This is a genomic window from Pedobacter jaeyakensis (assembly GCF_054461315.1).
The window spans coordinates 1,785,926-1,804,166 of record NZ_CM136921.1 but is presented as its reverse complement, the minus strand read 5'-3'; the positions used below and the strand labels follow the sequence as shown (position 1 = coordinate 1,804,166).

At 41.6% G+C, this 18,241-nt stretch carries 15 protein-coding genes; 6 read left to right on the top strand and 9 right to left on the bottom strand.

From position 1 onward, the window contains the following. Positions 1-59: 59 nt before the first annotated feature. Entirely contained in the window at positions 60-833 is a 774-nt protein-coding gene (locus ACXZ1K_RS08020) for a DUF3667 domain-containing protein (RefSeq protein WP_458972861.1), read from the top strand. A gap of 81 nt (positions 834-914) precedes the next feature. On the opposite strand, the gene ACXZ1K_RS08015 is transcribed toward ACXZ1K_RS08020, so the two are convergent. Continuing rightward, positions 915-1,523 carry a GIN domain-containing protein gene (locus tag ACXZ1K_RS08015; RefSeq protein ID WP_458972860.1) on the bottom strand — a complete coding sequence of 203 codons (609 nt, stop codon included), beginning with the start codon at positions 1,521-1,523 and terminating at the stop codon, positions 915-917. A gap of 275 nt (positions 1,524-1,798) precedes the next feature. Between ACXZ1K_RS08015 and ACXZ1K_RS08010 the strand changes: the two genes are divergently transcribed. Beyond that, positions 1,799-2,680 (top strand): hypothetical protein, encoded by an 882-nt coding sequence (locus tag ACXZ1K_RS08010; RefSeq protein ID WP_458972859.1) that lies wholly within the window; start codon positions 1,799-1,801, stop codon positions 2,678-2,680. Between the two features lie 36 nt (positions 2,681-2,716). On the opposite strand, the gene ACXZ1K_RS08005 is transcribed toward ACXZ1K_RS08010, so the two are convergent. Next, a complete protein-coding gene (locus ACXZ1K_RS08005) occupies positions 2,717-3,775 on the bottom strand; it encodes a Fic family protein (RefSeq protein WP_458972858.1) in 1,059 nt (352 codons plus the stop codon). Between the two features lie 192 nt (positions 3,776-3,967). Here ACXZ1K_RS08005 and ACXZ1K_RS08000 point away from each other — a divergent pair, with 192 nt between their 5' ends. Next, positions 3,968-9,796, top strand: a complete 5,829-nt coding sequence (locus ACXZ1K_RS08000; RefSeq protein WP_458972857.1) for a DUF3320 domain-containing protein — start codon at positions 3,968-3,970, stop codon at positions 9,794-9,796. Between the two features lie 6 nt (positions 9,797-9,802). Here ACXZ1K_RS08000 and ACXZ1K_RS07995 read toward each other — a convergent pair whose 3' ends face one another. Further along, positions 9,803-10,102, bottom strand: a complete 300-nt coding sequence (locus ACXZ1K_RS07995) for a hypothetical protein (RefSeq protein ID WP_458972856.1) — start codon at positions 10,100-10,102, stop codon at positions 9,803-9,805. Between the two features lie 5 nt (positions 10,103-10,107). After that, entirely contained in the window at positions 10,108-10,779 is a 672-nt protein-coding gene (locus tag ACXZ1K_RS07990) for a hypothetical protein (RefSeq protein ID WP_458972855.1), read from the bottom strand. 39 nt (positions 10,780-10,818) lie between these two features. On the opposite strand from ACXZ1K_RS07990, the gene ACXZ1K_RS07985 reads away from it, so the two are divergent. Further along, on the top strand, positions 10,819-11,580 hold the full coding sequence (locus tag ACXZ1K_RS07985; protein ID WP_458972854.1) for a hypothetical protein: 762 nt from the start codon (positions 10,819-10,821) through the stop codon (positions 11,578-11,580). A gap of 68 nt (positions 11,581-11,648) precedes the next feature. Then, entirely contained in the window at positions 11,649-12,755 is a 1,107-nt protein-coding gene (locus ACXZ1K_RS07980; protein ID WP_458972853.1) for an endo-1,4-beta-xylanase, read from the top strand. A gap of 121 nt (positions 12,756-12,876) precedes the next feature. Here the strand turns inward: ACXZ1K_RS07980 and ACXZ1K_RS07975 are convergent, their stop codons facing one another. Then, positions 12,877-13,827: a manganese catalase family protein gene (locus ACXZ1K_RS07975; protein WP_458972852.1), complete on the bottom strand. Its 951-nt coding sequence runs from the start codon at positions 13,825-13,827 to the stop codon at positions 12,877-12,879. A gap of 375 nt (positions 13,828-14,202) precedes the next feature. Between ACXZ1K_RS07975 and ACXZ1K_RS07970 the strand changes: the two genes are divergently transcribed. Continuing rightward, entirely contained in the window at positions 14,203-14,760 is a 558-nt protein-coding gene (locus ACXZ1K_RS07970) for a PAS domain S-box protein (protein ID WP_458972851.1), read from the top strand. A 68-nt stretch (positions 14,761-14,828) separates the two neighbouring features. On the opposite strand, the gene ACXZ1K_RS07965 is transcribed toward ACXZ1K_RS07970, so the two are convergent. From ACXZ1K_RS07965 to ACXZ1K_RS07950, 4 genes are all read right to left on the bottom strand, one after another. Further along, the gene (locus tag ACXZ1K_RS07965; RefSeq protein WP_458972850.1) at positions 14,829-15,188 is read right to left on the bottom strand and encodes a response regulator; all 360 of its coding nucleotides are present in this window, start codon (positions 15,186-15,188) and stop codon (positions 14,829-14,831) included. Then, entirely contained in the window at positions 15,181-16,719 is a 1,539-nt protein-coding gene (locus tag ACXZ1K_RS07960) for a PAS domain-containing sensor histidine kinase (protein ID WP_458972849.1), read from the bottom strand. The genes ACXZ1K_RS07965 and ACXZ1K_RS07960 overlap by 8 nt, the downstream gene beginning before the upstream one ends. Positions 16,720-16,845: 126 nt before the next feature. Then, positions 16,846-17,424, bottom strand: a complete 579-nt coding sequence (locus ACXZ1K_RS07955; protein ID WP_458972848.1) for a hypothetical protein — start codon at positions 17,422-17,424, stop codon at positions 16,846-16,848. 28 nt (positions 17,425-17,452) lie between these two features. Next, positions 17,453-18,154, bottom strand: a complete 702-nt coding sequence (locus ACXZ1K_RS07950) for a hypothetical protein (RefSeq protein WP_458972847.1) — start codon at positions 18,152-18,154, stop codon at positions 17,453-17,455. Positions 18,155-18,241: the final 87 nt, after the last annotated feature.

Here is an 18,241-nt window from a genome sequence, read left to right as displayed (position 1 = left end):
TTTTGATTGCTTTTTTCTGTGATTATGAAAATTTATATCTTGCTTAAAAATTATGCAACATGACAGAGGGAGAATTAAAAAAGACATGTAAAAATTGTAATGCTGTTGCCGTAGATCAGTTTTGCAGCCAGTGCGGACAAAGAGAAGCGCATCGAATTACCCCATTGCATGTTTCTCACGACATCATGCATATCTTCCTTCATGCCGATAAGGGTATTTTCCCATTTATCGCGAGACTTATCCTTACACCCGGCATATTGGCTAAAGAATATATTGACGGCAAAAGGAAAATTTTCAATCCGTACCAGTATTTCTTCCTAAGCATTGGAGTGGTCATTTTCCTGATGGTCAAATCGGGCTTCTATGAAAATATGGAGTCTATGAACCAGGCAAATGTAAAGGGATTGCCACAGGGTGTGCAAAACGCAATGGCAGATTTAAATCATTTTTTAAAAAGCCATACCAATTTGCTTACTTATGCATTTTTACCGCTTTTCGCTTTTTTTAGTTGGGCTTATTTTCGTAATAAAGGAAACAACTATGCGGAACATTTCACGCTTATCGTTTTTTCAATTTCACAAGTAAATACCATTAACGCACTTTTTCTGGCAGCTTCTATTCTTGTTAAGGGTACTGCGTTTCAATCAGCATTAATTTCATTTGTTTTGGCGATAGGTAGTTTGGTTATGACTTATCACCAATTCTATAAAGTAAAAATTGCTAATGCACTTGGCAAATCACTGTTGATCTTCTTATCATCTTACATCATCCAAATCACCATTACCCTGATCGTCTTTTTTACTTATTACTTTCTTTTCCACGCCGGTAAATAGCTTTATCACTTCAATTGGAAAATAAAAAAAAGCGGGAGACATCCATCTAACCGCTTTTTAACTATTAACTAAACTAAAATCTTATTTTGCCAAAGTCATTGCAACAGTTTCGGTCACCATATTTTGAGGCAGGATCATACTTGGCCTTACACTGGCAAATTTATCCAGGTTTACGTTTTGCATTTTGGTGGCAACTATTGTGCTTTGGTGGGCAATACCACTCATTTTCAATACTGCATTGTCTTTAATTTCTGTATATAAGCTGCTGGTTACAGCGTTGATCTTTGCAGTAGCGCTTTGGTTTAAAAACAATTGTAAGTACTGTACATCAAACTTGTTGCTGGTAGTTACTACTGCATTTCCGTAAGCTTCTATCCTTTGTAAATCCTTAACAGTAATGTTAATTGTTACCGGCGATGATTCCATGGAATTGATAAAAAGCGTTTGGCCCTGACGTTGTACTGAAGTTCGCTCTGCATTGAAGTTTTCAGAGCCACTTACACTTTCTTTGTTGCCTTGTGTTAAAACGATCTTTACGTTTCCGCTCACCCAGATCTTGTTAAATCCTGTTTCTGTTGCAACTGTTGTTGATGCTTTTTCTGGTGTTGCAGCAAAAGTGCTGAATGCTGAACCTGCCAATACTACTGCTGTTAATGCTACTGAGAATAATGTTTTTGTTAGAGTCTTCATGATCTATATTTTTTAAGATTTTCTTTGTTTTTTGTAATTAAGACGCAGTCAATCCCAAAACGTTGCAGCACTTTTCCCTGTATTATACCAGCGTTACTCAACTCACGACGAACGCCTGTAATATCTCGACCAACTCGAAAAAGAAAACTAAAATAAATGACCCCAGATACAATAAAACAAATATGCGGTCGTATATATACTTGAGAGCGTTAATTTAGATGAACGGGGAAAGGTCGGTATGATCGTTCCCCGTTTTCTTTTATTAGCTTTATGCTATGCAATTAACCTCCAAACTCCAATACAAGCGAAGCGAAAAAGGCGAGTTTCATGATATCGCAATGCGAGACCTTGATGAAACCATTAAGCTGATTCTCAGTTACCCTTGGGATGCTGAACGAAGCCTTGCTTCTGTGGAGCTAACTTGTCCTTCTGTTACCGTTGAGCATGTAAGTGGTTCATACCTAAAGATTGGCCCCTATTTCTCAGGAAAGTATTCCCTTTACTACCTTGATACCAAAAGGAGAGTTTACCTCAAAACAGTGGGCAAATTGGAGGAGGCTTGCGAATGGGTAAAGATTTATTTTGAACAAAAAGGGCAATTACAGGGGCTTGATAAATATGGATTTACAATTAGCCCTTACAAGCATTTTGAAACCAATTCTTTTGAATACACTATCGATAGCAGTGCAATCAGCAGATTTTTTAGGATCACGGGAATTATAACAGGAGCTTGCGCCCTTTTATGCTTTTTAAAATATATTGAAAACCCTGAGAAATTTTCTATAGGCATTCCAATTGTCGCAATTGCACTGCTTGCCTTTTTGCTTCTTCCACAGCTATACCTTTATTACGATTATCTCACCGCAGATAAGAATAGATTCCTGCAAATCTCCAGAGGCCATAATAAATTCGTTTTCGGCACAAGAGGTCATGAAAAAGAATACAGCAAGCTAGATATCAACTCCATAGATAATTTTGTAACAACTGCTTCTAAAAGCCCATGGAGTGATTGTGAGATATTTGTTATTACGTTCAATAATGGTGAGCAAATTAAATTTACAAGTTTACTAATTAGAGGAAATGTCTTAAGACTTAAATTCCCAGATCAAAAAATACGTCGTAACAATAAGTATTTCCCAACTTTTCAAAGTGTCTAATCTTAAAATAACGATACTAACCTGGATCCGTACTCTCTAAAGGATATTCAATTGATAACTTATAGATCTCCCTGCCCCTTCAATAACGAAAACCCCCATTTCCAGAAGCTGTTGTAAATCACGGGTGGCTGTAGCTTTTGAAGTTTTATTGATGCTCATATATTTTTTTGCGGTCATACCACCTTCAAAAGCTTGCATACCTTTTCCCATCATCTTATTTATGGCTTTTAATTGTCGGCCATTCAATTGGGATTTAAATGAATCAAAAAAACGTGCTTTTGCTACAGTAAACTGCACCATGCTTTTTGCATCGCGCTGTGCGTCCAAAATTACATTGGCGAAATAATTTATCCAGGGCGTAATTTCCAAAGATCGCTGGGCTTCCTTTAGCGCAGCATAATAGGCTCGTTTATCAAGCTCAATAATTTTAGAAAGGCTGAGCATTACCGGACGACCTAGCGATTCAGACAAAGCTTTCTCCGCTATAGCCCTCCCAATACGTCCATTGCCGTCTTCGAAAGGATGGATGGTTTCGAAATACAAATGTGCAATGGCCGATTTAAGAATAGCCTCTGCTGCTCCGCCCTTTAATGAGAAAGCAGCAGTGTTATACCAACTGACAAAATCTTCCATTTCCTGCGGAACTGTAGAGGAAGGTGGCGCTTCAAAGTGTACAACTTCCTTCCCATAGGATCCTGAAACAACCTGCATCGGCTCAGAACCCGCCCTCCAATGCCCGGCATTGATGCCTTTAACATTAGCCATTAACAGGCCATGCCAATTCGATAGCATATCTAAACTTAAGGGTTGAAAAAAAACTTCACGTACCTTTACCATGAGTTGAGCCACACCCACTGCGCGTTGATCTTTAACATTTACAGGGTTATCATTTAACCCAAGGTTGTTACGTATAGAAGACATCACTTCCTCTCCACTAATATACTCCCCTTCAATTTCAGAAGTTTTTATAGCTTCAGACAACATCATCTCTAAAAGCATTTCCTGCTTTAATTGTGCAGATAAACCAGAAATAATGCCATTAACCTCACCTGTTTCTTCTGCAAAAGCCACAATAAAAGGTTGTACGGCATCCACCTAGTAAACGAAATTAGGTCAATTCCTAAACTGCCAATTGTAAATCATGAGCCGATTAATAAACTTATTCGGCTCAAATATTAGCAAATTTTGAGCCGATTAGCGATTTAATCGGCTCACAGCTAAAATCACTTTCTATTATTTTCAGCAATCACTACCGGGCTTTACTGAATTTTGCATAATTTAACCAATATGGATATTCTCTCAAAAGCTTTGCTTAAAACCGACTTTATTTATACTCCTGTACTCAATTTCGCTTTGCAGCAAAATCACGTACCGGCAGTAAAATCACTGAAAATTCAAAACAACGCTGAGTACGATATACAAAACATTGATATCGAAATATCTACAGAACCAGAATTTACGGTCGCCTGGAAACAATCCATACAGTTTTTAAGAAAAAACGAAAGCTTTGAGTTTGGCGCCATACCAATTGCCATACAGTCAAAATACCTTGCAGAACTTACAGAACGTGTTGTAGGTCACGTTTCGATAAAGCTCACTTTTAATGGTCAGGAACAAATTGAAAATTTTCCTATTGAAATCCTGGCATACGACCAGTGGAATGGGATCTCTATCCTGCCTGAAATGCTTGCCGCTTTTATCACGCCAAACCATCCAGAAATCTCCAGGATCATCAGGAATGCGGCAATAATATTAGAGCGGTGGACGGGCAACCCCTCGTTTGATGAATACCAAAGCAGAAATCCTGATCGGGTGCGTAAGCAAATGGCCGCCATCTTTGAAGCCATTGCAGAAATGCAACTCATCTACTGTTCTGTTCCGGCAAGCTTCGAAGAGTCTGGTCAGCGTATCCGCCTGGCAGATGCCATCTTCTCCAATAAACTGGCCAACTGCCTGGACCTCTCTCTGCTCTACGCCGCGTGTCTGGAGGCAGTAGGTATCAGACCACTCCTTATCATTACCAAAGGCCATGCCTTTTGCGGCGCCTGGTTAATTGACGAAACCTTTGCCGATGCCGTTAATGACGATGCCTCACTCATTACCAAACGCATGGCAGATGGCATCAGTGAAATCGCCATCCTGGAAGCCACCTGCATGAATGCCGGTATGAACACTTCTTTTGATAGCGCGGTAGCGCAGGCGATGCAAAAGATTACAGAAGATTTTATCCTCTTTCTGGATGTAAAACGTGCCAGATATGGCAGTGTCAGACCACTACCTTTACGAATCCAAACACCAGGCGGCTGGGAAATTGAAGAAGAAATCAGCGCAACGCGAAATCACGATTCGCCTGAAGATATCTATGTAGGCGAAAAACTAAATTATACAGATAGGATCGATGTATCCAAACAACTTCTTTGGGAACGTAAACTCCTGGACCTTACTTTAAGAAACAGCCTCCTTAATCTACGCGTTACCAAAAGCATTATCCAGTTCATTACCATTGATGCCTCTAAGTTGGAAGATGCGCTTGCCACTGGCAGCGAATTTCACATGTTACCAAGACCGTCCGACTGGGATAATCCCCTGCGCGACACAGTGATCTATAAAAAAATTAACAATTCAGATCCCATTTCAGACCTTGTAAAGCATGAGCTTGGTCACTATAAAATTCGTACCTTTCTTAACGAGCAAGACCTGGCCTATAGCCTCACCACTATCTACAGGGCTTCCCGCACCTCCATGGAAGAGAATGGTGCAAACACCCTTTACATCGGTTTGGGCTTACTTAAATGGTATGAAACCGAGGCCAGCGAACGCCCAAGATATGCCCCGCTCCTGCTCATTCCGATAGAAATTGTTCGAAAATCTGCGCTCAAAGGCTACATCATCAAAAGCCGCGAAGAAGAAACCATAATGAACATCACCCTGTTGGAAATGCTGCGACAAGATTTCGGCATCAACATAGGCGGTTTAGAATCCCTGCCTAAAGACGAAAGTGGCGTGGATGTAAAAATGATCTTCAACACCATACGCCAGGCCGTTATGGAGAAATCCCGTTGGGATGTAGAAGAACAGGCCATACTCGGCAACTTCTCTTTTAGCAAATTCATTTTATGGAACGATATCCACAACAACTCCCATAAACTGCTTCGTAATAAAGTAGTGGCCAGTTTGGTTTCGGGGAAATTGGAATGGGAAATAGGAGAGCAACTTGACAACGAGGCCATACTAGACGATCAATTACACCCCGCAGCGCTGTCTTTGCCCATCAGCACAGATTCTTCACAGTTGCAGGCCATCATCAGCTCATCGCAAAACAAAAGCTTTGTACTGCATGGCCCTCCGGGAACGGGTAAGTCGCAAACCATCACAAACATCATTGCCAACGCGCTGTACCAGGGCAAAAAGGTATTGTTTGTTGCGGCCAAAAAAGCAGCGCTGGAGGTAGTAGAAAGTCGGCTGGAAGCCATCGGGATTGGCAGTTTCTGCCTGGAGCTTCACTCCAATAAATCTAAAAAATCTGAGGTATTGCAACAGCTTAAAGCAGCTACAGATATCCAAGGGAAAGCATCACCGCAAAACTATCTGGATGAGGCCGGTCGCCTTTTCGATCTCCGCGCAGAACTCAACCAATATGTTACGGCCTTACACCAAAAGCAGTCATTCGGTTACTCCTTGTTTGAACTGTTTAGCAATTATGGGCAAATCAAAAATGCAACTGGGAACGTGCGTTTCCCTGCAGCCAGGCTGGAGAACCTAACGCAGCAACAGTTCATCACATGGGGAGACCTGGCAGAAGAAATGCAGGCGGCAGCCCAGGTAGTAGGCAACGCGCACGGCCATCCGCTTAAAGCCATTGGAGTGAGCAATTTCACCCAACAAATCAGGGAAGAGGGGTCTTTGCTTTCCCAAAAGCTCGTCCAATTGCTCCAACAGATTAGAACGAGTGCTGCGCAGGCAGCAGAAACGCTCAAAATTGACATCACATTGGTTAGTCGCGATCAAAATGATGCGTTGTACGAGTTGGCTAACCATATGCTTAACCTTCCGGATGTTCCCGCCGCGCTTTTAAAGGTCGATTCATTTGAGCAAACCCTGGCCCAAATCATTGGCGTAGCCGATCATGGTATCAAACGAGATGAACTGAAAACAGCGTTGCGGCAGTATTTTGAAGACAGTGTATTTACTTTAACCGCAAGGCGATTGCTGACCGAATGGAACATGGCATCAGAAAAGTGGTTCCTGCCCAAATGGTTTGCGCAAAACAGCCTGCTAAAAGAGTTGACTGCCCACGGCATTGGCGCTAAAATCAATAAGGAGCAAGTACCCGCCCTGTTAAAGAACATCATCGCCTTGCAGGAAGAGCAAGCATTTATAGACCAGGCCAGTAACTTGCCAACTGCACTGGGCTTCTTATGGAACAACGGATCGGCCAATTGGCCCAATATCCTCAGCGCTTGCAACACGCTCATTCAAATTAACCGCAATGTAGCGGCATTGCTGGATGTTTCCGGCAGTCGGAAATGGCGCATGGCCATGGCCGAGCAATTTACCGAAGGCAGCAAGCTATTTATAAGTGCCAATTCCAACAACCTACATACTTACATAGCGCAGAGCGATGAACTGTCCAAAACAGAACTGGAACTAAACCGGGTGTTACAACTAGACCGTAAGTTGCTGACCCGCTCAGGGGCCGACTGGGTCACTAATCTGAGCACGGAGGCTCAAGGCTGGGTAGATCACCTTCACCAGCTAAAAGACTGGATCAGCTGGCTGCAAGTAAAAACAAAAGCTAACCAATCTGGCCTCCAACCACTGGTAGAAGCATACGAAAGTGGTACCATTGTCGGCATTAATCTCCATGCAGAGTTCCTTAAAAGCTTTTACCGTTCGGCGGCAGATTATGTTATAGAAGGCGATCCGCTGTTAAACGCCTTCAATGGCAGCCTGTTCCAGGATAAGATCAGAAAATTTCGTCAAATCAGCAAGCAATTTGAATTGCTCACAAGGCAGGAACTGTACGCCAAACTGGCTTCCAAAGTTCCTTCTTTTGCTCAAGAAGCCTCTCAAAGTTCAGAGATCGGCTTCCTGCAAAGGAATATCCGTAACAACGGTCGCGCTACCTCCATCCGTAAAATATTTGATGGCATACCCAATCTACTGCACCGCCTCACACCTTGTATGTTGATGAGTCCCATTTCAGTAGCGCAGTATTTCGAAGCCAATATCGAGCAATTTGACCTGGTCATTTTTGATGAAGCATCCCAAATGCCAACCTGCGAGGCCGTAGGCGCCATCGCGAGGGCAAGCAATGTGATCATTGTTGGCGATCCCAAACAAATGCCGCCCACCAGCTTCTTTGCCGTAAACAATATTGATGAAGAAAATATTGAGAAAGAAGACCTGGAAAGCATTCTGGACGATTGCCTTGCCCTCTCCATGCCTTCACAACACCTGTTGTGGCATTACCGCAGCAAGCATGAAAGCTTAATTGCCTTTAGTAACGCCAAATACTACGAAAACAAACTGCTCACCTTCCCCTCTATGGACGACATCAGTTCCAAAGTTAAATTTGTGCCAGTTGAGGGGTATTACGATAAAGGAAAAAGCAGGCAAAATAAATTCGAGGCAGATGCTATTGTCAATGAGATTGTAAGGAGGCTTTCAGACTCCACCCTGGCTAAGAAAAGCATCGGCATCGTAACCTTCAGCGCTGTACAGCAAACCCTGATAGAAGACAAGCTTACTTCCATTTTTAGCTTGCGACCAGATTTAGAGCAAATTGCCCTGGAAACCGAAGAACCCATTTTTATCAAGAACCTGGAAAACGTACAGGGCGATGAGCGCGACATTATCCTGTTTTCTATCGGTTATGGCCCTGATGAAAAAGGACACGTAAGTCTAAACTTTGGTCCTATCAATAGAGAAGGTGGCTGGAGGCGTTTAAATGTAGCGGTATCAAGGGCACGTTATGAAATGATGGTTTTCTCTACGCTTACGGCAGATCAGATTGACTTAAACCGCTCCCGTTCAGAAGGCATGGCTGGCTTAAAAGCATTTTTGGCCTATGCGGAAAAAGGCAGAGTGGCATTGCCAGGGCGTACAGCCAATACGGCCGATTGGGAACCCGAGTTTGAAAACCTCATTGCAGAAGAGATTCGGAAACACGGCCACGAGGTACATACCCAGATTGGCTGTTCTGCTTATAAGATAGACCTGGCGGTAGTAAACCCCGAGAACGAAAACGAATATATTTTAGGAATACTGTGTGATGGCAAAGGCTACGTAGCCGCTAAAACTTCTAAAGACCGGGAAATTGTGCAACTTGACGTGTTAAAGGCCTTGGGCTGGAATATCCATAAAATATGGAGCACGGAGTGGTGGGAAAAACCAGAAGCGGTAATAGCCGGTATCCTTAAAGCCATCAACGAAGCAAAAACAAAACCTGCTATCGCCGTTAATGAAGAGATCAAGCAAACCCCTGTTGCAAATGGAAGCTCCCAATTACATGCGAGGAATACAGAGACGAAGCAATCTCACCTGCAATTTTCCGCACTCCATTATGAAGTTACCGATCTGGAATACACCCATACCAGCACTCCCGAGGAATTTCTAAACCCGGCAAACCGCGGCAAGATAAAAGCACAGCTGTTCAATATCATCCAAACAGAAGCGCCCATCAGCAAAACCCTACTCTACAAACGTGTTCTAAACGCCTGGGGAATTACACGATCGGGTGGCAAAGCCGCTAGATACTTAGATGATTTAACTATGTCCATGTCCCTTCAACAAACAGAAAATATGGTTACCACATTCTTCTGGAAAAGCGGACAAGACAACACCAATTATAAAACTTTTAGAACAACAGATTTGGAAGTGCAACGAAGAGATCCGGAAGACTTGTCTCCAGAAGAAATTGCCAATGGCATACATGAAGTATTAAAAAACCAAATCAGCCTGTCCAGGCAAGACTTAATCAGAGAAACCGCAAAGCTTTTCGGATACGGGAAAGTTGGCGCTAATGTTTCAACAGCAGTCAACCAAGGCATTGAAACCGCTATAGGCCGGGGCTACGCAAAACTAGAAGGCGAGCGGGTAAAATTTGTAGATTAACCCATATTAAAACATTCTTGGCGTGATAAACCAGGCTGCTATTAATGCGACGACACCAATTGCCGTCAGTATCAGTTGCTGGGTACTCTGGTTACTATCTTTTGCATTGGAATAACTGATTAACATCCAAAGCAACCAGATGATGATTACAGCGAAGAGTAATGATCCGTAAACCAGGCCCGATAGGTCGTAACCCCCGCCACCAATACCGCCACTAGAGCTGCCATCATGAAGGATGAAGGTAAGTATGGTAAAAGGAAGCGCAAGGCATATTAGTTTTATAATAAATCCAGTAGTAATTGTCATAATGATCATTTGTTTAATTTTCTCCACTCCTCGAGCGTTAGTTCTATGTCATTAGCAGGGTCATATACTTTGATTTCGTAATTAGGGTGGACATATACCCTGAACATCAGGAAGCGCGAAAAATTGTCTTCCCCATGGGTGCCGGTTTCAATAAGGTAGTAAGCTTTCCCTTTAGCCGGCCTTTCGGCAATACCCACTTGATCTGCGCCGGACTGTACTTCAGGTATATTTTTAAGGTCTTTAATAATCTGCGCTTCAGTAGCCGGCGCTGCGATCACCTCTGCTGCATTAAATGGCTTTCCTTTAAGTAAGCGCAAATGAGAAAGGCGGTTGGCTGTATACTTACGATCATTGTCGCCAGCCTCATAAAGCGTGTCGGAAAACCAGCTCACTTTAAAAAGCCGGTCTTTCAAATGTTCGGATATTGCACTGTCGGTTACAAAAGAAACGGTATCGTTCTTTGAGTTGAGGAAAGTACTGATCCAGTAACCAGCATTACCATCAAAAGCGACAAACTGCAAGGTATCGGTATGAGTAACGGCTTCCTTGCTGGTATTTAAAACTGTGTTCTTCTCCACAGACTTTTTGTTTTTGCAGGCAACTAAGAGTATTGCAGTGAGAATAAGTAGCGTAAATCTGGTCATTAAAAACCTAGGTACAATTTCCAGTCCAAACATACAGGAGTTTTTGATAACTTACATACCTAGCCTGTCACTATGAAAAATTTAACGCTTATTCTTCTTATCGCATCTTTGTTTGCATCATTGGATAGTTTTGCCTGCGTCTGTGCTAATACCACTGTCGTTGAAGATTATCAGCGTGCCAGTTTCGCGGCAATGGTAAAAATTATTAAAATAACACCCGACTCAACAAATGCATTGTACAAAGACGTCGACATAGAGATGATTACTTTGTATAAAGGCAATCCGCTAAAAACAATTAAAATTATGAGTGACGACAGGAGTTCATGCCGGTTTGCAGCTACAGAGAATACAACATGGTTGATATTTGCCAAGGTATATAAAGGGGTCTTAAGTTTTGGAGCCTGCTCGGGAAGCCATAGAATGGATGATTTTTATGACCCAATTCAGGAGCCTAAAGCTGCGAAAAATTATAAAAGAAGCAGAGACCTGGAAGTCCTTACGCTAGACTTGCTTAAGAAACACGGTATTACAAATTTGAATCCTTCAAACCTCAAGTTCACAACTCCAGGATACAATTTATTTGATGGCTATAAAAACAATAACATGGTCGGAGTTTTTAAAGTGCAGATAAAAAAAACCAGAGGAGTAGGCAAAGTCAAAGCAATAGAAAAATTTAATAACCCGGATTTAAACAAAGCTTACCTAAGGCATTTATTAACCGATATTAGCGTTAGTGGGACTACGTTTCTGAAAAAGCCTACGGTTATCTATATCGTTTGCTATTACTATGGCAGCAATGAAAAGCCCGGCTACCTCCGATATTGGAATCTATAAGAATCAACTGGTTTTGGCTAAAGTTCTCATGCTGTATGTTATCTTTACTTCTAAATTTATCATTTTCAATGACGAAGTCAATTTTTCCTCAAAACAGTAGAAACCTGGTTATATCGATACTGCTGTTATCTTGTATCGCTCCTAAGATTTCCATTGCCCAACAGAAAACTAGCAATAAGGGCCTAAAAGACTATTATACCAAATTTTTCCCAATAGGTGTGGCAGTAACACCCGGTCAGCTGCAGGATTCTACGCAACGACAATTTATACTCAAACACTTTAATAGCCTTACAGCAGAGAATGCAATGAAAATGCAACCCATTCACCCCGAAGAAAACCGCTACAATTGGGAGGGTGCTGATGCGATCGTAAATTTTGCTGTTGCCAACCATTTAAAGGTGCGCGGGCACAACCTATGCTGGCATTCTCAAGCACCAAAGTGGATCTTTTACGACCAGTCGGGAGCTTTGGTGAGCAAAGAAGTTTTATTTGGGCGATTAAAAGACCATATCCAAACTGTGGTAGGCAGGTATAAAGGAAAAATCTATGCCTGGGATGTGGTGAACGAAGCCATTTCAGATAACCCAAAAGAATTCCTTCGCAACTCGCTATGGTATAAAATCTGTGGCGAAGATTTTATCAGCAAAGCGTTTGAATATGCCCACCAGGCAGATCCAAAGGCTGTACTTTTTTACAATGATTATAATACAGAATATCCGGAAAAAAGACAACGTATTTTCAAGTTACTCAAAATGCTAGTTGATGCAGGCGTTCCTGTGCACGCCATTGGCCTGCAAGGTCATTGGTCACTTAACAATCCTTCTCAGGAAATGCTCAATCAGGCAATCCAACAATATGCTTCCCTGGGTTTAAAAGTTCAGGTAACAGAACTTGATGTCTCTATTTATGGAGATGGCAATATACAGGAGCAGGCTGGCGATGCTGCAAAAGGATTTACACCTATGTTGGATCAGCAGCAGGCAAATCAGTACGGTACACTCTTTAAAACATTTCGACAAAACAAGGGAATACTAACGGGAGTTACCTTTTGGAATCTGTCAGACCGCTCTTCCTGGCTTGATAATTTCCCGGTTCGTGGAAGAAAAAATTACCCGCTTCTATTTGATAAAGATCTGCAACCCAAAACAGCATATTGGAATGTAGTGCGTTTTTGAGGAAACATAAACACAGTATTCCGTAATCAATAAGAAACCGGGGACTATCTAAGCAGATCTTCCCCGGTTTTAAGTTTAGGTATCCAGTAATAAATGATGTTTAGATCGTTATCAACTTTGGCTAATCCATTGACTCATCAGCTGTATAATCGCTCCATTGCGCTACACCTTCCGGTTCAGCGTTTTTGACTTCCGAACTACGCTCTTCGCTCAATTGTTCATTAAGTTGGTCCGCTGTCTCCAATTCTTCCGCTTTGTCATCATCCAGATTGGTCAATCCCTCCGTTTCGGAGATATGATCGAATGGCTCAGCAATATAATCCCACTGTAATCCCATTCCTGGCATCTCACCTTCATTCCACGGGCCGCGAACACTTTGTGAAGGCGACAAATTAAAATATTGTTGGGTATAACGAGGATCGGCCTGCAAAATTCCTGGAGGGAAATTAGGCTGAATCGTTTCCAAAGCCGCTTCAAACATTTTATAGTGCGCTACTTCCCTGGTCATCAAAAATGACAAAGTCTCCTTCACATAAGGATCATCTGTAAACTTCATCAGGTGTTCATAAACCAATTTAGCTCTTGATTCTGATGCAAGATTGCTTCTTAAATCAACAGTTAGGTCTCCATTGGAATGTATATAAGATGCGCACCATGGAATTCCCTGACTGTTCCTTAACGTTGGTCCACCGCCAGTTATGATCGGGAACTGAGGATTTGCGCTTAGCGCGGCATGGATGATATTTTCTTTAGCAGCCTTGCCTTCCAGAACCTGCATAATTTCAGACGAGTCAGCGGCGTTTTTCAACTCCCCATTTACTCCCTTAAGTAACATCTGAATGGTCGCGCCAACAATTTCCAGATGCGAAAATTCTTCCGTAGCGATGTCCATAAGCATGTCATACTTGTCTGGGTGTGGTTGCTTGGCACCAAAGGCTTGCGTAAAATATTGCATGGCTGCTGCTAATTCGCCGTTTTCACCGCCAAACTGTTCCAACAGGATGTTTGCGAAGGCCGGGTCGGGACGAGACACACGGGCATTAAATTGTAAATCTTTTGAATGATGAAACATGATAGGTAGGTTAAAAGTGATTAATGAATTGTTCACATAGCTAACCATTCTTATAACCTATAGTTTGGTAGAAAAGTACTGTAACTTAACTGTATTTATACCTGAAAGAAAATTTAGCAATTTATTATCATAAAATATAACATTTTCACTTTAGAAATATTTTATTACATAACACTACACCTCATTAAGTATATTTTCCGTGCCCGAACAACCTAAAAACTTATCGACCAAAGGATCATTTATTCCTTCACAGCTTTTTCAAGATAAAGGTTTCGCACGACTAAATTTATTTAACTAAATTAAATTATCTATATTGCCCGCCAGAAGCTCACCATTCGGGTTTATTGCGATATTTTCCCGTCACGACACATCAATATGAAGCAATTCGATGAAATCAAAACGCTGCTAGGTAATTCCACTACCTATTATTTGATTGCTGTAGATATGGAGTCTAATTACAGTTATCTCAACAGGCGCTATGCGCAGATTTTTGAGCCTATCCATGGCGATTTGATCGGTCAAAACTATGCAGTAACCTTACACCCTGACGATCAGCAAACTTGCAAAATTGTTTCTCATCTGGCATTTACCTACCGGGAATCTGCTTTCCCTGCAATGATTAGAAAAAATGATGGTCATGGCGGATATTTTATTACCAAGTGGGAATACAAAGCCATGTTTGATGAGGACGGTTCACCTATGGGTATTTTTTGTATTGGTCACGACATTACAGATCTTACCCAAATCACGGGAGAACTTGATGAAATGAAAAATACGCACTCACATCTGGTAAGGAAGCATGTAGCCAATCTCGTTGCTCTAGGAAAAATGCTAAGTGAGGAAACCGACTCGGGAGAAATGCGAACAATTTCTACTATGATTGAACAGAGTGCAGTAGATCTCGATCAGGTGATCCGCTCGCTGTACCATTAGCAGGCAATGGCGACGGCACATCATATCGATCCCCACGCTCACTAAACCATCAATAAAGCATTTAAGTATCAGTTGATCAATTTGCGTATCTTCTTATCCAGATCGTCAATATTAAATGGCTTGGCAACATAATCATCCGCACCCGCAGTTTCAGCGATAGATCTGCCTTCAGAGCTGGCGGAGTACATGATTACCGGTAATTGATTGAACCGCGTGTCTGCTTTGATATTCTGTAAAACCAGATCACCGGAAAGTATGGGCATCCATATATCTAACAATAACAAGTCAGGATTTTCCCGCTCCAATCCTTTAAGCACATTTAAACTATTGGTCTCTGTAATGACATCAAATCCATATTCGTCCAAAATCATTTCCATCATTTCTAATATCCCCTGATCGTCGTCACAGATCATAATTTTTTTACGCATTACCGTTCTCCTTTCCTGCAGCACTTAATGGAAGGGTAAAAGAAAAAACAGAACCTTTCCCCAATTCGCTTTCTACCCAAAATAAACCCCCATGATTTTTAATGATCTGATCACAGATATACAGACCTATACCCATTCCCGGGAAGTCCTTTTGTATGGAACCAACACGATAAAAGCGCTCAAAGATTTTTTTGCGTTCCTCTTCTTTAATCCCCATCCCAAAATCTTTTACAGATACTTTAACAAAATCGCTTACCCTGGACACATAAACCTCCACCTCATTTGCATCAGGCGAATATTTAATGGCATTGCTGATTAGGTTAGTCAACACTTGCGTCAGGTGAGATTCATCTCCATAGAAAGAAACCCCAGACGTTCCCCGGGTGATGATGCGATACTTAGGAGTAGCTGTTTGAATACCTTCTATCGCCTCGATTACCATCTTATCAAAATCAAAAAGCTCTTTATGCAATTCAATATTTCCCGACTGGATCCTGGACACATCCAATAGTTCGCTAAGCAACTGATTTAGCCTGTCCACATACAGTCCAGTTTTGGAAACCACAGATTTGAATTTATCACTTGCATTTTCAGGGATCAATCGCTGCATCATTTGCACATACCCTAATACTGTCGTCAGCGGGGTTTTTAGCTCATGGCTGGCAATGGAAAGAAAATCGTCCTTACGTTGTTCAATATTTCTGCGTTCAGTGATGTCTTCAATGGCCAGCAGGATCCGGTCCTTAAATTTTCCTTCAAGCTCCACGCGGTGGGCGTTAAGCAACATCAGTTTGCGGCCAATGTGTGGAAACTCATGCTCCACCTCATAATCAAGCACAGGATTATTAGTAGGCAGGATATCTTCCATCATTCTTTTCAGTTCAGGAATGTTCCATTGTCCATTACCCAGATCATACAGTAACTTTCCCTTGGTTTCATTGATGCTCACTTTGAAGGTATTCAAGAAGTGATTATTTACGCTAAGCACTTTGTAGTCCTTATCCATTACAATCAGGCTTTCGCGGATGGTCTCCACAATACTGGCTAAATATTCTTCACTTTCCCGCAGCATCTCAGTCCGTTCGGCCACCTTCTGCTCAATCTCTTTATAGTTTTGATCCAATTCCTGCTCGGCTTTTATCCTTGCAGAAATATCATTCTGGATCCCTATAAAATTTGTCACCTCCCCGGCATTATTCCTTACTGCCGATAGGTATAGTTCGTTATAGAACAAATCTCCTTGTTTGGTGTAGTTGCGAATCTGCACCATACACTTTTCGCCTGCATCAATCGCTTTTCTAATCTCAAGACGTGCAGGCTGGTTGCGATCCTGATTCTGGAGGAACCTGCAATTGCGACCAATAATCTCTTCACGGCTATAACCTGAAATCCGCTCAAATGCCGGATTGCAATAGATGATCGGGTTATCAGGTAGTAAATTATCAGTAATAACTACTCCCGTATTAGTAGATTCCAGCACTTTTCCCAAGAGCATAGAATCTTGCAGAAGATGTTCATTGTTAACGTTCATTCTAAAAAAATTTAATAAAAGAACGTCAGAGAGGCAAGTTTTGTTTAATTACTTAATTCTGTTTGATAGCGATTCGATGAAATCACTACGCTGAGATTACTGCATGAGTGGCTACACGACCGACTCCTATTTGTAGATTGCCTCTAAAGCAACCTGTACCTTTGCAGTATCATTTTTAATAATATCGGCGATTCCTTTGGCGGTAATTGCCGAAGTTTCAGCTGTTATTGCTATCGCGTCATTTTGATTAACCAGGGTAATTTGAAAATCATGATCACCAAATTTGAAACTGCAGGTTACCTCGTTATGCAATTTTTTAAGGGTAGCTTCGTATTGATAGCTGTTATTTAATTCATCATAAGCATCCTTTGCGGCATCGAGAATTTGATAGGTTTCTACATCAAGACCGTTCAAAACAATTGAAGCATCCTTAGGTCTGGCGGTTGTTCTTCCCGGCAGTCCATGTTGAAGCGCTGTCAGTGCTGGCAACAGATCTTCACTAACGATAATTTCGCGCGGATCATTAATGAAAACGGAGGAAGAAGATCCGTTCTCATCATTTTTTTGTTCCAAATGAATGCTGTCGTTGCCATCTTTTAAAACAGCAACATGCTCCGAAACATAGTCGATATGTATGTCGCATACGGCGTCTTTGATGATATCAACAACTAATTTTAATAATTCCTTTGGTGTAATTCCTTCCATCAATTCAGTTTTTGCAAAGATATAATAATTAAGCCCCTTCCAGAACCTTCAGCACGCTAAACCTCAAATACCCGTTTTCAACTTTTTGCATTTTATGGTTATCATCAAACAGCGTTACGTTAAACCTGGCCTCCAATAAATAATCAGATTTCCTCTTCTTTATACTGATGATTTCGAATTTAGAATCCCGCTGATCATTTTGTGTAACCGATGCCGGTTTACCCAAATCTGATTGCGTGTAAGACTTAAATTCGCCATTCTCGTTGATCAGCCTGACTGCAATTCCAGATATCGAATTGTTTCTCCAGTAATCTGTGGCATATTTATAAGATCCAGGGGCAAAAATAACGGTCCGGTCCTTCGGGTAGTTCAGCCAGCCGCCATTATTCTCTGTCGCAAATTCGGTTTCTGCCTTATTATAAACTTTTAAAAACGACAAGATCATGAACGACTTGTTTGCCTTTATGGTAAAGTTCCGAACAAACAAAAGCGAATCTGCATCACCTTGAATTAAATAATTAAAGTTAACCCCCGAAGTAATTTTAGTGTTCGACTGAGTAGTTAGTGTCATGTCTTTTTCGACCTGACTGGATACATAGTTTTTGCCATTCACGGTATAACTTGCGGAATCGCTAACTACAGTTTCAGCAGCAGGCAGGTCACTTTCCTTTTTGCATGCAGATAGCATGACCAGGACTATAAAAAGCCCAGACAGGTTTACTAATTTCATATTTGTTTCTTTTGTGTGTGCACAAAACTATATAAAAGCACGACTTAAATGAAGCGAAATCAAATTAAAGTCTTGCTATATTGCAGA

Bases quoted from the DNA above. Each gene is read 5' to 3' on its own strand.
- ACXZ1K_RS08020 (WP_458972861.1), top strand. From the start codon at position 60: ATGACAGAGGGAGAATTAAAAAAGACATGTAAAAATTGTAATGCTGTT.
- ACXZ1K_RS08015 (WP_458972860.1), bottom strand. From the start codon at position 1,523: ATGAAGACTCTAACAAAAACATTATTCTCAGTAGCATTAACAGCAGTA.
- ACXZ1K_RS08010 (WP_458972859.1), top strand. From the start codon at position 1,799: ATGCAATTAACCTCCAAACTCCAATACAAGCGAAGCGAAAAAGGCGAG.
- ACXZ1K_RS08000 (WP_458972857.1), top strand. From the start codon at position 3,968: ATGGATATTCTCTCAAAAGCTTTGCTTAAAACCGACTTTATTTATACT.
- ACXZ1K_RS07995 (WP_458972856.1), bottom strand. From the start codon at position 10,102: ATGACAATTACTACTGGATTTATTATAAAACTAATATGCCTTGCGCTT.
- ACXZ1K_RS07990 (WP_458972855.1), bottom strand. From the start codon at position 10,779: ATGTTTGGACTGGAAATTGTACCTAGGTTTTTAATGACCAGATTTACG.
- ACXZ1K_RS07985 (WP_458972854.1), top strand. From the start codon at position 10,819: ATGAAAAATTTAACGCTTATTCTTCTTATCGCATCTTTGTTTGCATCA.
- ACXZ1K_RS07980 (WP_458972853.1), top strand. From the start codon at position 11,649: ATGACGAAGTCAATTTTTCCTCAAAACAGTAGAAACCTGGTTATATCG.
- ACXZ1K_RS07975 (WP_458972852.1), bottom strand. From the start codon at position 13,827: ATGTTTCATCATTCAAAAGATTTACAATTTAATGCCCGTGTGTCTCGT.
- ACXZ1K_RS07970 (WP_458972851.1), top strand. From the start codon at position 14,203: ATGAAGCAATTCGATGAAATCAAAACGCTGCTAGGTAATTCCACTACC.
- ACXZ1K_RS07965 (WP_458972850.1), bottom strand. From the start codon at position 15,188: ATGCGTAAAAAAATTATGATCTGTGACGACGATCAGGGGATATTAGAA.
- ACXZ1K_RS07960 (WP_458972849.1), bottom strand. From the start codon at position 16,719: ATGAACGTTAACAATGAACATCTTCTGCAAGATTCTATGCTCTTGGGA.
- ACXZ1K_RS07955 (WP_458972848.1), bottom strand. From the start codon at position 17,424: ATGGAAGGAATTACACCAAAGGAATTATTAAAATTAGTTGTTGATATC.
- ACXZ1K_RS07950 (WP_458972847.1), bottom strand. From the start codon at position 18,154: ATGAAATTAGTAAACCTGTCTGGGCTTTTTATAGTCCTGGTCATGCTA.